This is a genomic window from Alloscardovia criceti DSM 17774 (assembly GCF_000376885.1).
Classification (GTDB): Bacteria; Actinomycetota; Actinomycetes; order Actinomycetales; family Bifidobacteriaceae; genus Alloscardovia; species Alloscardovia criceti.
The window spans coordinates 43,466-55,771 of sequence record NZ_AQXR01000006.1; the positions used below are offsets into that span (position 1 = coordinate 43,466).

Here is a 12,306-nt window from a genome sequence, read left to right on the forward strand (position 1 = left end):
AATAAAAGTGAGAAAAAACACAGCGTATTTCATCGAAATTTTATGCTTTACGAAGTAACACATACGGCGTGTTGTCTGCACCTCATGGCCTAAACTTCAAATTATTTTAAGTTTATTAAAGCATTACTGTGTAAACTTGAAAAAAGTTGTAAATCTTGATGCTCGCGTGCTTTATGCCTGATGATCGAGTTCTTCGTGAGCGAAATGCAGGGGCGAATCCACCTGAATAGTGGCATGCGAAATAGGGATTTCAAAATGCTGTGCGACACATGCCTGCACAGCATGAACGATTTCATCGCGCTGTATGCCTGAAAGCTCAGGATCTACGACGATGTGTACAGACATGGCCACCAGCCCCGTAGAAATAGTGGAAATATGCAGGTCGTGGATTTCCTGGACGCCTTGCACCCGGTAAATATGGGTTTTAATCTCCTGCACATCCAGCTCAGGCGGAGTATTTTCCATCAAAATGGACATAGAACGGCGTAGCAAAGTCCACGCGCGGGGAATCATCAGTACCGCAATAAATAACGACGCCACCGCATCGGCATTGCTCCATCCCCAGATCAGCACGATGATGGCGGATACGATGACGGCCACAGACCCTAAAGCATCATTCAGTACTTCTAGGAAGGCTGCGCGCATATTTAAAGACGCACCGCGGCCTGCAGATAAAATCAGCAAGGACAGCACATTTGCTACGAGGCCGATAATACCTACAATAATCGTTGGCACGGCATCGATAGTTTCCGGCTTAAAAAATCGGTGAATTGCTTCCCAAAGCACGATGAAGGAAATGACGATGAGCATACCTGCCTGCAAGGCAGCAGCGATAACCTCCGAACGCGCCCACCCCCAGGAGCGTCTCTCGTCTCGTGGCTTCGTCATCAGGTGCGCAGCAATTAAGGCGATGACCAGCGAGGACGAATCCACGGCCATATGACCTGCATCTGCTGCCAAAGAGAGGGAACGCGTAACATATGCACCGATAAGCTCTGCACACAAAATCACTGCCGTCACGGACAATGCCAGTGCCAAACGTCCGCGAGAAGCCGCGGCATGCGAATGATTGTGATCGTGTGACTCAGCCATAGTTCCTTCCCCTACCTTGAGCTTGCGTGCCCAGTACACCAAGCCTGCACAAGCAGTTCCAGTACCTTATATATACACCTCTCCTCAGCGAGCGGCAAAATACCGTGCCCCGTGCACCAAGGTTTAGAAAGAATTCTTCTCGTAGCTCCACACGGCCATATCCTTAATCAGATCCAAAGGAATGGGTTGATCAAAAGGAAATTGCACGGCACCCTTAGACGTTTTGTATGGCTCGAGCTGGCGTGCAAAATGCACAATGGTGGCAGGGCCTGGATAAATGCCCAAATGATTTTTGTTTGCCGCAAAATGGATGACATTTCGCTTTGCCTTGTACGTGGGCATGCCGTACGCCATAGTGACGGTGTGCTCAGGCAGTGCCGAAGAAATCGTTTCATGTACAGCCGTTAATACATCCCGGCGTTCTTCTGGTTGCGCAGCGATGTACTGCTCAATCACGTTCATAGTCCCTCATCTCTATGAGCAAGCAGCGCAGGCAATTCCATCCTCGAAAAAGGCTGGATATTCTCGCCAATCTTTATGCATACCTGCTGTGTAATTATCACATACTAGCAGTTTTCCAACGCTCGAGCCTGTGCAAAATCTCACTATTCGCGCGAGAAATGAAATAACTTCAATGAATCGAAAAAATTATCGAAATATCGGACAGATTAAGGAAGCTACCCTACATCTACTACCCTATGAAGTAACCACACTATTGGGAGGACAAGGATGACCGACTTAGCAGATACATTCGCATTCATGGCCACGGGGCAGATGTACGATGACCTCGTTGACGAATTATGCGAGGCGCGCAGGCAGGCAGTATTAGCAACGAATGCCTACAACGCTTCGTATGGGCAGCCGCAAAACATCCGCGAGAAACTATTGCGGGAGCTTTTAGGCAGTGTGGGCGAAGGCGCAAATTTCGAGCCAACATTCCGCTGTGAGTTTGGTAGGAATATCCACATTGGCAAGAATTTCTTTGGCAATTTTGATTGCGTGCTTTTGGATGGGGCTCCGATAACCATCGGCGACAACGTGCTCTTTGGCCCAAAAGTTGGCTTGTACACCTCTAATCATGCGCTCGATGCCCAGGAGCGTGCAAATGGAGCTTGCTGGGCAGGACCAATTACTATCGGAAACCGCGTATGGCTGGGCGCAAACGTTACTGTTTTACAGAATGTGACTATTGGGGACGACTCTATCATCGGCGCCGGAAGCGTGGTCACCTCAGACATCCCTGCAGGCGTTATAGCCGTAGGCAACCCCGCACACGTTATCCGGAAAATCACGGAGACAGATCGCACAGGATACAAGCCTATTCATTAATTGCTGTGCTTATTTCTTGACGAGAACGCGAATTTCACCGGCAACAGCTAACGCACTGAAAGCAAACATAAGAATGCCCGCCACAATCAGTGCAGGTTCCGCGTCAAAACGCATGCCCACGAAGGTCATCGTAAAGAATGCGCTCCACAGCATCCACTTTTTTGCGGAAGGGCTAACCAGATACACGGACAGCGGCAGAGTGAAGAAGGCTGCGCCGATGCTCATGTAAAAGAGATCAGCATGTACCGAATTGCTTAAAGCCACACATTGCAATGCAAAGGTGACGCAGATAGCAAGGATGGCGTACAAAGGTGTCCATTTTTTCATTGTTCTATCGTACAACCTGCTCCCGTGAGCGACGCAAGCATACGATGGACAGTACAGTCGATAGTCAGGAAAGCACTCGGCACTAGTGTGTTGAAACAACCTGTAGCAGGCTTGCCTACCGCGCCTCTTTTACACAGTGCCTTTGATATAATTTCCACTGATTACAGCCTGTTTATGCGCACGGCCTTTGACCTCTGCAGTTTTACCGTTGTACATGCTTTACCTATAAGGAGTTTATATGCCTCAATCTCGCTCGTCTGCAAAGCGACGTATGGATTGGGCAAGTGTAGGCACCTGGACCTTGGCAGCGGTGGCGAGCGCGTGGATTGCGCTTTGCACGAGTGTGGGTCCGATTTATCGCGCGGATCACTCGGTGACAACTTTTACGGCATCCAACGCTGTTATTTTTGTGCTGACTTGGCTGGTGTGCATGGGGTTGATTTGGCTGATGGTGCGTCTGAGTCAGCCGGAGAGTGGTGTGGCGCGCAGGTTTTCGCGCTGGTGGCGTGGCATTGAGCCGCTCGTCACGGATATTGGCTTTGAACTGGGCGCGTGGCGTTCTCGTCATCTACGCTGGGATCGTTTTTTGTCACGGTGTCATGTTTTCTGTGCTCGCGTGGTGGCGCGCACAGATAGATCCACGAATCGCTGGTGGAAAATTGCGCTGATTATGCTCTTTTTCTGGGGCATACAGTTTGTGCTGGTGCCTACGGTTTTCGCCGCGGATTTGATGAGTCAGTACAGCGAAATGACGCGGTGGATTACCTCATTGGATGGCACGCATGTGTCATATGCGGAAAGCTTCAATGTGGTGGATGTGTATCCTATCGCGCACTATATGTGGCCGGATACACCGACGTATTTAACGAATCAGCATAATGTGGTGCTGACCTTTGTATATGGCGGCACACTGTTTTGGTCGCAAAAGCTGACGGGAACTATTGACATTGGCCTGATAGTACTGTCTTTGACGCAAATGCTTTTTGCGGTTTTTGCGGTGAGCGTGACCTTGAACCGCTTCTTTACCTATGCGCGCCCACTGCGCGTCTATGCACGCTCGGATAGTTATCAAACGCGTGAACGTGTGTCTGCAGGCTGGCGCACGCTGATTATTCTTTTCTTTATTTTTAATCCTCAGCTGTTCTTTACGGCTACGGCTTTGACAAAGTCGCCGCTATTTGCGTACGCCTTTTTGTGGTGGTTTGGCCAGTGGTATGAGATTTTTAATCGTCGAAATCGCACGCATATCCCGCGCAAACTGGTAGCAGGCATTGCCATCAGCACCGCACTTATGCTGATTTCTGCAAAATACGCCACATATATCATCGCTGTACAAATTGTGCTCATTTTCCTCACGCAAAGGAAACTCTGGCGTGCACATGTGGTGTCTTTAGTATTACCGTTTATCATTTTCCAAGGCGCCCTCACCGTGGCGGTCAATACAGGCAGCATTATTTCTGGTGATGCTATCGAAAGTCGCGGCATTCAGATCCAGCAAATTGCGCGTGTCATGCGCGAGGATCCGAATGGCGTGTCCGACCAAGTGCGCACCGAACTGCGCCCTATTTTCAACCTGTACTCCATGGGCGCTTCCTACTTTCCGAATGATGCGGATCGTGTAAAATCCTCGGGTAGCGATGGCAAGGTCGAGACGTACAAGTGGGAAACGGTCACAGCTGAAGATATGGAAAACTTCAATAAGGCATGGCTGGAATTAGGCAAAACCCACCCAATTATTTATTTCGACGCCTTTATGGCAAAGGTTTACGGGTATTTTGATGCCACCGATAAGCCGTATGTGGCGAGTAGTTATTATGTAGACAACTCTCGGCTATCTTCGGCTCCGATTTTGCAATATTGGATACCTCAGGCACGCCACGTGGAAACAGGTTTGAATGGTGCACTGAGCAGCATTCCCGTTCTGGGGTGGACTTTGCGCGCAAACTTCTACGTCGTCAGCGTGCTACTCATCGGCTGCGCGGTGATTATTCTGCGCCGTTGGAAGGATTTGCTCCGATATACGCCATTGATTTTGCTTATGGGTGTGATGATTATGGCGCCGGCCAATAATTTTGAGCGTCATATGCTGCCCCTCGTATTTGTGACAGTGCCCATGCTCATTCACTTCATACACACGGCTCGGCGATCCTATACGGAGCACAAAATTTCACACGTGATGTAGTTGTGCACACAAAAAGCGGGTGTGATGCAGAGTAGTTTTGCATCACACCCGCTTGTGTGTTGAAGGAAAATCTATGCTTTAGAAGTGCTCATTCATGCGGTAGAACACATCGTTAACACGCAGATTTGTCTCAAACTGAGCTGGAGTGGTGTTTTCGTCGATGATGGCCAGCTCCACGCCCGCGATACGTGCGAAGTCTTCCCATGCTTCGCGATCCACTGTAGTGGTCATGCAGGTATGGTGTGCAGCGCCGGCAAGCAACCAGCACTGGGTGGCTTCCTTCAAGGATGGACGAGGCTGCCACAGTGCACGTGCAGTTGGGAGATTTGGCAAATCGTGGTCTGGTTCTACTACGTCGACCACATTCATGACCAGACGGAAGCGTTCGCGCACATCGCTCATAGCTATGACCACGGCATCCTTCTTAGGCGTTGCGGTGAAGACCAAGCGTACAGGGTCTTCCTTGCCGCCGATGCCCAATGGGTGGATTTCGAGCTTGGCCTTGCCATCGGTCTTCAAGGTTGGGGAAACCTCCAGCATGTGAGCGCCCAAGATCTTTTCCTTGCCCGGTACGAGATTGTAGGAGTAATCCTCCATCAAGGAGCATCCGCCTTCGAGACCGTAACCCATCACATTGCCAATGCGGATAAGCATAGCAGTCTTCCAGTCGCCTTCCGCAGAGAAGCCATAGCCATCCGCCATCAAACGCTGAGCACCCACGCCTGGAAGCTGACGCAAGGCACCCAAGTCTTCGAAGTTGTCTACTGCCACGGTAGCGCCCACCTCATCGAGCATGTCACGCATACCGAGCTCTTCCTGAGCTGCCACATACAGGGATTCATAGCGCTCGCCCAAAAGCTCTGGCGCTACATCGTACTCCTGCTTGTACTCTTCAATCAGGGCTTCTACGCGCTCCTTGGATACAGCATTGACGTGCTCCACAAGCTCGTTCACAGGCCAGGTATTGACCGATGCACCGAATACGCGCTCTGCCTCAGTCTTATCGCCCTCAGTCACGGCTACGTTGCGCATGTTATCGCCCCAACGCATCACCTTCATGGTGTTTGCAGCATCCCAGCCGGCGCATGCACGGGTCCATACGCCAATGCGCTCTGCTACATCTGGATCGGTGTAATGGCCGACAACAATCTTGCGAGGCACACCCAAACGGGTGACGATATAGCCAAATTCACGGTCGCCGTGCGCAGCCTGGTTCAGATTCATGAAGTCCATATCCATGGTGTCCCATGGGATTTCCTCATGATGCTGGGTATTGAGTTGCAGAAGTGGCTTCTTCAGCTCGTTCAGACCACGAATCCACATCTTTGCTGGGCTGAATGTGTGCATCCACGCGATAACGCCGATGCACTCTGGAGCTGCACTGGCTGCCTGCATGAAGTTCTTGATGGAGTCTGAGTCCTTCAAGGTTGGCTTCAGCACGAGCTTGACAGGAATCGCTGGGCTGGCATCCAGCGTATCGACGATTTCGCGGGACTGCTCAGCCACCTGCTGGAGTGTTTCCTCGCCGTAGAGGTCTTGGGAGCCCACAGCAAACCAGATTTCCTTACCTTCAAATGGATTCTTCATTGAATAGCCTTTCTAATTGTGTAAATCTTTGAACTTGTGATGAGGGGACGTACGTGTAGCTTTAGTGCTGTCCGTACACGTTCTGATAGCGGTCGTTCAACTTATCGATATCGGCCTGAGGAATTGGAATCACGCCACCCAGCATTTGAGCCGCCCACACGGTATGTGCCACTTCTTCGGTCATGGCTGCAGCCTTTACTGCGGACTCTGCATCCTTACCGATGGTAAATGGTCCATGGTTTTGCATGAGTACGGCTGGGGACTTTGGATACTTCTTCAAGGTGTCCACAACGCCTTCACCGATAGCCTCGGAACCGATCAGACGGAATGGGCCAACAGGTACTTCCCCACCGAATTCGTCGCCCATCATAGTCAACGCGCAGGGGATGTTCTTGCCGGTAGCAGCCCATGCTGTGGCATAGGTGGAATGCGTGTGTACGACGCCGTAAACCTCAGGCATATTGCGGTAAATATAGCAATGAGAAGCGGTATCCGAGGACGGAGAAGCTGCGCCATCGACTACATTGCCATCGAGGTCGCAGACCACCATGCTGGCTGGGGTGAGATACTCGTAGCGCAGGCCAGATGGCTTAATCACCATCAAATCCGCCGTCTTTAAGCGCTGCGAAACGTTGCCGGCGGTCCATACCACTAAATTCCACTTGAGGAGCTGATCGTGCAGGCTGGCGACAATTTCGCGTACCTGCTTGACTTCTGCTCGGGTTTCTTCTGAATAATCTGCCAATGTTGCCATTTTTTCTCCTTAGAGGATTGAGGTCTGTGTTGTTGTGAATTTTGATGAAAGCTCGGGGGCTTGTTACAGGCTTACTTCGATTCCAAATCGATGGTTTCGATGGCTGCTTTTTCGATAGGAAGTCCCTTCTTAAAGCGAGCGAAGAAGTCCTCGAAGCCTTCTACATCGCTAGCCACCGGCTCTTCAGTGGTATACTCAGCATGTGCAAAAACAGTCTGGTCGAGATACGCGTCTAATGGCGTTTCTGCGTGTGCTGTGTAATCCGCCAGCACTGCCATGCCCCATGCGCCGCCTTCGGCTGCGGTGCTCATCACACGAATTGGCGTATCGAAAGCCGCTGCCAAAATGCGCTGTGCCACCACAGGCGTAGTGAAGATGCCACCGTGGCCCACCAAGGAATCCACCTGTACGCCTTCATCCTTCGTCATCACATCCATGCCCACCTTGACTGGCGAGAAGGCGGAGAAGAGCTGTGCACGCATAAAGTTTCCCAGAGTCATGCGTGACTGTGGTCCGCGTGCGAAGACTGGGCGGCCTTCAGCAAGACCTGCGAGGAATTCGCCCGAGTAGAAGCAGTAGTTGAGCAGTCCACCCGCGTTGGCATCGACGTCATCGCTAATGGCCGCGTTAAACAGCGTGGAGAAGAGCTGACCGTCGCTGATATCCAAGCCTGCCGCACGAGAGAATTGACGGAAAAGGCCTACCCATGCGTTCAAATCTGAGGTGAAATTATTGGCGTGGGACATGCCCGCAAGATCACCGGCAGGGGTGGTCACGACATCGACTTCTGGATGAAGACGCTGGAGCTTATCCTCCAGTACCACCATGGCAAAAATAGACGTTCCAGCCGATACGTTACCGGTGCGCACACGCACAGAATTGGTGGCCACCATGCCCGTTCCTGCGTCACCCTCAGGCGGTGCCAGCACGGAGCCCGACGCAAGGTCGCCACTTGGATCGATAAGACGCGCACCTTCTTCAGTAAGCAACCCTGCATTTTCACCGGCTACGAGCACCTTAGGCAAAATCTCGCGAATAGACCATGGCTGCTGGGCTACGGCCTCAATCTGCTCGAATTTTTTGAGGAATTCTTCCTCATAATTACGTGTATGCGGGTCAATGGGGAACATACCGGAAGCATCGCCAATGCCCAGCACCTTCTGACCGGTCAGCTGCCAGTGCACATATCCGGCCAACGTGGTGAAGAAGTCCACCTGCGGCACATGCGCTTCCTTATTGAGGATAGCCTGATACAAATGAGCAATGGACCAGCGCTCCGGAATATTGAATTGGAAAAGCTCAGACAATGCCTCGTGCGCCTCGTGTGTATTGGTATTGCGCCACGTACGGAAAGGCACAAGCAACTCGCCTTCTTTATCGAAAGCCAAATAGCCGTGCATCATAGCGGAAAAGCCCATGCGACCAATCTTGGACAGCTTTACACCATAACTTTCTTCGACGCGTGACTTCAGCTCGGCATAAGCATCCTGTACGCCCTGCCACACCTCATCTAAGCTGTAGGTCCACAACCCATCCTCGAGATGATTTTCCCACTCATGGTCACCTTGAGCAAGAGTTGTGTAATTATTATCGATAAGCACGGCCTTAATGCGGGTGGAGCCGAATTCGACACCCAGAGATGTTTCGCCATTCTCAATGGCTTGTGCAAGTGCTGTATTAACCATTATCCCTCACTACATTGTGTTGTGGTTGTTTTCGCATCCTCAATGACTACTATGCGAGCATTCATTTCTGAATTCACATTCAAATGTGAACGTTCACATAACACTTATTTTACACTATGCATGCAGTGAAATCAAATGGCGATTTATCGTGTTGAATTACGCAAAATAACGCTCGGCTCGATCATAAACACGTTATCCATGCCCGGAAAACGTTGGAATGATTGAGTTTCCTCATCCTTGTCCAGTTCTTCATATTTAAGCATATCCAGCACCAAGCGCATGGCAAGCAAACCCACCTGGGCATAATTCGGATCCACAGTCGTCAGCGGAGGTATCAGACTTTCTGTGCCGGGCATATTATCGTAGCCCACAATGCACACATCTTGCGGCACACTGAGCTCAGCCTCAATCACAGCACGCTGAGCACCCATAGCGAGTAAATCGTTCGCCCCCCACAAAGCACAGTCTTTCACGCAATCAGCACCGTGCGTACGCAGGAAGGAGCTCATTTTTTCGTAAGCCGTAATACTATCCCAGTCATTAATCTCCACGAGCTCGAAGTTCACATTCGCCCGCATGCTCGCACGCTGCGCTGCTACACGCCGCGTATAGGCGTCGCGCCACTGCTGAGGACCATCCAAATAATAAATACGGGTAATACCACCTGCAATGAGTGCCTGTACAATCTGCTCGCTTGCTTGATCTTGATCCGTAGAAACAAATTTGACGCATCGTGCATCAAACTGGCGAGATTGCAGATCTTGGATGCCCTCCGCAGCCGTAATAATCACGCGGGGCACATGGACGCGGCTTTCAACCGCGAGCGTCACCATCGCCTCGGTCGGCGCTACGATGACCACGGCCTCTACACCCAGCTTGACGAAGCTCTCTTCAATTTGGGAGAAATCTGTAGGGTTCAAGCGCGACTCATCCACTGTGGCCACGGATACAAACAAATTTCGACTACGCGCCATGCTCTCGATGGCTGCAATGGTGAGCAGTGGTCCGGAATACTGGGCCTGACTTGCAATAACGCCAATCATGCGCGTGCGCTGTGTTTTGAGCGACTGTGCGGACAGCGACGGATGATAATCGAGCTTTTCTATGGCTTCCATCACCTTACGGCGCGTGGATTGACGGACGGAGGGAGAATTATTTATCACACGAGAAACAGTCTGGTAGGATACACCAGCTGCTTTCGCCACATCGATAATTGAAACCTTGTTTTCTCCCATGAGCCCCAGCCTACACTAAACGCCCCTACACCAGATGCCAACTGAGTCGGTGATACGGCGTAGGCCCCAGTGTTTTCAAGGCCTGTCGGTGTGCCGCAGACCCGTAACCCTTGTTTTTCTCCCAGCCATAGGCCGCCCATTGCGGGTTGCGCTGGGCCAAATCCACCATATAATGATCGCGCTGCACCTTTGCAAACACGGATGCACCGGATACGCTGGCACATGCCTGATCCGCCTTCACTTGGGTATACACGCGGGGAATGACGGGGATGGCTGGCGCGTTGAAGGTATGCAGGGCCGGCGTAATGTAATCATGTGGGCCATCGAGCAATACGGCCACTCTACTGTGCGCAGTAAAGCGGTCCGGATACAAGGTCAGTAAAGCATTTTCCACCGTGTCCAGGGCGCGCAACGCTGCTAGGCCCAAGCAATAGCTAATGCCCCACTCATCGATTTCTGTATTTGTGCTCTCACCCGTTGCCACAGCCGCGGCCCACTGAGAGATTTTCGGTACGAGCGCTTCTCGCCGGGCAGGCGTCAGAAGTTTAGAATCCGTCAAGCCCTCAGGAAAGTCTGCCGCGGCCACCATATCCGCGCTAAAAGCAGCCGCCCCTAAGGTCACAGGACCGGCCAAACAGCCACGACCAACCTCATCTAGGCCAATAATCCACTGCCCGCCCTGATCGACGATGTTTAACTCTGTCTGCCATGTTGGCGGCGTTTTTACAGTACGCGGCATACGCCTTACAGACCTACGCTTTCAAATACTTGGCGTCCCGAACCCAGCGTAGACCAATCGTCTACAGGCCAGAACACGGCCAGACCCACGCCAGTGACGGAACTGATTTTAATGCAGCCAGAATTGCCATCATTGTAATGCACTCTAGAATCCGCAGAATTCGAGCGATTATCGCCCAACACAAACAGGCTATTGTCCGGCACCGTAACAGAAAAAGCTGTCTGCGAAGGCTCTACGCCGGATTTCAGATAGGAGCTTTCATCAATGGCAATGCCGTTGACAGTAATAGGCGCACCATTGCCTTCCGAAGCCACTACATCGCCCGGTAGCCCAATCAAGCGCTTGACTAAATACTGCTTATCCGTGTCTACGCCGAAACTATGTGTAGAACTCGCTGCCTTCTCGATGGCGCTTTGGGTGAGCCAATGCGAATCATCGGAGAAAACGATGACATCGCCACGCTTCAGGCTGTTTTCATTGATATTGAGATTGTAGGTAATGATGCGATCGCCGATGAGCAGTGTATTTTCCATCGAACCCGAGGGAATGAGGAAGAGACCAAAAACGAAGAAACGCAGTAAAAGCACGATGATGAGCGGAAGAACGAAAAAGAGTGCCCAATCCAAAAAACCAAAAAGGCGCCTGTCACGCTTGGAAAGAACATAGTTACCTGTGCTATGTGCAGGTTTACGATATGAAGCCATGGTTTCTTTCTTCGTCTAGGGATAATTCACACATTCGCGAATGAATGCACACGAGTACTTTTATTGTAGTTTTTCGCGCCTCGATACGAGTGTAAAATTCGCATAAAATTCAAGAATCCTCAATTTTTTATCACGAAACGTACCGATGCAAAAGCCCGAGGATGGAACCCCGGGCTTCAAACGCATAACGATTTAGTTAGCAGAGTTATCGCGGCGCTCCACAATACGAGCAGCCTTACCGCGCAAGTTGCGCAAGTAGTAAAGCTTGGCACGACGAACCTTGCCCTTACGTACCAATTCGATGGAATCGATAGATGGGGAATGGAGTGGGAAACGACGCTCTACACCAACACCGAAGGATACCTTGCGCACCATGAAGGTTTCGCGCAAACCTACACCCTGGCGAGCGATAACGACGCCCTGGAATGCCTGGATACGAGAGTTGTTACCTTCCTGGATCTTTACATTCACCTTAACGGTGTCACCAGGACGGAACTCTGGGATGGAGTCATCGGTCTTGAGCTGCTGAGCTTCAAATGCTTCAATTGCGTTCATGCTTACCTCATACGCCGCCACATATCAGCGTCAAGTTTGGGAATGTGCGCGTGAATTTTGGCGCGCATTCCATTATGTCTTCGTAGGTTTGCCCACGAAGGAGCCAGTCTGCGCAGG

12 protein-coding genes are annotated in these 12,306 nt (G+C 51.2%); 2 read left to right on the forward strand and 10 right to left on the reverse strand.

Features of this window, described 5'->3' with window-relative positions:
* Positions 1 to 171 precede the first annotated feature (171 nt).
* Both D570_RS0100640 and D570_RS0100645 read right to left on the reverse strand, forming a co-directional pair.
* Positions 172 to 1,092 carry a cation diffusion facilitator family transporter gene (locus D570_RS0100640; RefSeq protein ID WP_018142476.1) on the reverse strand — a complete coding sequence of 307 codons (921 nt, stop codon included), beginning with the start codon at positions 1,090 to 1,092 and terminating at the stop codon, positions 172 to 174.
* 123 nt (positions 1,093 to 1,215) lie between these two features.
* Positions 1,216 to 1,554 carry an iron chaperone gene (locus tag D570_RS0100645; protein WP_018142477.1) on the reverse strand — a complete coding sequence of 113 codons (339 nt, stop codon included), beginning with the start codon at positions 1,552 to 1,554 and terminating at the stop codon, positions 1,216 to 1,218.
* A 267-nt stretch (positions 1,555 to 1,821) separates the two neighbouring features.
* Here D570_RS0100645 and D570_RS0100650 point away from each other — a divergent pair, with 267 nt between their 5' ends.
* Entirely contained in the window at positions 1,822 to 2,421 is a 600-nt protein-coding gene (locus D570_RS0100650) for a sugar O-acetyltransferase (RefSeq protein ID WP_018142478.1), read from the forward strand.
* Positions 2,422 to 2,430: 9 nt separating this feature from the next.
* Here the strand turns inward: D570_RS0100650 and D570_RS0100655 are convergent, their stop codons facing one another.
* Entirely contained in the window at positions 2,431 to 2,748 is a 318-nt protein-coding gene (locus tag D570_RS0100655; protein ID WP_018142479.1) for a hypothetical protein, read from the reverse strand.
* A 238-nt stretch (positions 2,749 to 2,986) separates the two neighbouring features.
* On the opposite strand from D570_RS0100655, the gene D570_RS08080 reads away from it, so the two are divergent.
* Positions 2,987 to 4,930, forward strand: coding sequence for a DUF6020 family protein (locus D570_RS08080; protein WP_018142480.1), 1,944 nt, complete (start codon positions 2,987 to 2,989; stop codon positions 4,928 to 4,930).
* A 78-nt stretch (positions 4,931 to 5,008) separates the two neighbouring features.
* Here the strand turns inward: D570_RS08080 and araA are convergent, their stop codons facing one another.
* From araA to rplS, 7 genes are all read right to left on the reverse strand, one after another.
* Positions 5,009 to 6,517 (reverse strand): L-arabinose isomerase, encoded by a 1,509-nt coding sequence (araA, locus tag D570_RS0100665; protein ID WP_018142481.1) that lies wholly within the window; start codon positions 6,515 to 6,517, stop codon positions 5,009 to 5,011.
* A 61-nt stretch (positions 6,518 to 6,578) separates the two neighbouring features.
* On the reverse strand, positions 6,579 to 7,271 hold the full coding sequence (locus D570_RS0100670) for an L-ribulose-5-phosphate 4-epimerase (RefSeq protein WP_018142482.1): 693 nt from the start codon (positions 7,269 to 7,271) through the stop codon (positions 6,579 to 6,581).
* 71 nt (positions 7,272 to 7,342) lie between these two features.
* Positions 7,343 to 8,956, reverse strand: a complete 1,614-nt coding sequence (locus D570_RS0100675; RefSeq protein ID WP_018142483.1) for a xylulokinase — start codon at positions 8,954 to 8,956, stop codon at positions 7,343 to 7,345.
* Positions 8,957 to 9,099: 143 nt separating this feature from the next.
* Positions 9,100 to 10,191 (reverse strand): LacI family DNA-binding transcriptional regulator, encoded by a 1,092-nt coding sequence (locus tag D570_RS08085; protein WP_018142484.1) that lies wholly within the window; start codon positions 10,189 to 10,191, stop codon positions 9,100 to 9,102.
* Positions 10,192 to 10,216: 25 nt separating this feature from the next.
* Positions 10,217 to 10,930, reverse strand: coding sequence for a ribonuclease HII (locus D570_RS0100685; protein ID WP_018142485.1), 714 nt, complete (start codon positions 10,928 to 10,930; stop codon positions 10,217 to 10,219).
* 5 nt (positions 10,931 to 10,935) lie between these two features.
* Positions 10,936 to 11,634 (reverse strand): signal peptidase I, encoded by a 699-nt coding sequence (gene lepB, locus D570_RS0100690; RefSeq protein WP_018142486.1) that lies wholly within the window; start codon positions 11,632 to 11,634, stop codon positions 10,936 to 10,938.
* Positions 11,635 to 11,826: 192 nt separating this feature from the next.
* Positions 11,827 to 12,189 carry a 50S ribosomal protein L19 gene (gene rplS, locus D570_RS0100695; protein ID WP_018142487.1) on the reverse strand — a complete coding sequence of 121 codons (363 nt, stop codon included), beginning with the start codon at positions 12,187 to 12,189 and terminating at the stop codon, positions 11,827 to 11,829.
* Positions 12,190 to 12,306 lie beyond the last annotated feature (117 nt).

Excerpts from the sequence above, each read along its gene's own strand:
- D570_RS0100640 (WP_018142476.1), bottom strand. The coding sequence starts at position 1,092 with ATGGCTGAGTCACACGATCACAATCATTCGCATGCCGCGGCTTCTCGC.
- D570_RS0100645 (WP_018142477.1), bottom strand. The coding sequence starts at position 1,554 with ATGAACGTGATTGAGCAGTACATCGCTGCGCAACCAGAAGAACGCCGG.
- D570_RS0100650 (WP_018142478.1), top strand. The coding sequence starts at position 1,822 with ATGACCGACTTAGCAGATACATTCGCATTCATGGCCACGGGGCAGATG.
- D570_RS0100655 (WP_018142479.1), bottom strand. The coding sequence starts at position 2,748 with ATGAAAAAATGGACACCTTTGTACGCCATCCTTGCTATCTGCGTCACC.
- D570_RS08080 (WP_018142480.1), top strand. The coding sequence starts at position 2,987 with ATGCCTCAATCTCGCTCGTCTGCAAAGCGACGTATGGATTGGGCAAGT.
- araA (WP_018142481.1), bottom strand. The coding sequence starts at position 6,517 with ATGAAGAATCCATTTGAAGGTAAGGAAATCTGGTTTGCTGTGGGCTCC.
- D570_RS0100670 (WP_018142482.1), bottom strand. The coding sequence starts at position 7,271 with ATGGCAACATTGGCAGATTATTCAGAAGAAACCCGAGCAGAAGTCAAG.
- D570_RS0100675 (WP_018142483.1), bottom strand. The coding sequence starts at position 8,956 with ATGGTTAATACAGCACTTGCACAAGCCATTGAGAATGGCGAAACATCT.
- D570_RS08085 (WP_018142484.1), bottom strand. The coding sequence starts at position 10,191 with ATGGGAGAAAACAAGGTTTCAATTATCGATGTGGCGAAAGCAGCTGGT.
- D570_RS0100685 (WP_018142485.1), bottom strand. The coding sequence starts at position 10,930 with ATGCCGCGTACTGTAAAAACGCCGCCAACATGGCAGACAGAGTTAAAC.
- lepB (WP_018142486.1), bottom strand. The coding sequence starts at position 11,634 with ATGGCTTCATATCGTAAACCTGCACATAGCACAGGTAACTATGTTCTT.
- rplS (WP_018142487.1), bottom strand. The coding sequence starts at position 12,189 with ATGAACGCAATTGAAGCATTTGAAGCTCAGCAGCTCAAGACCGATGAC.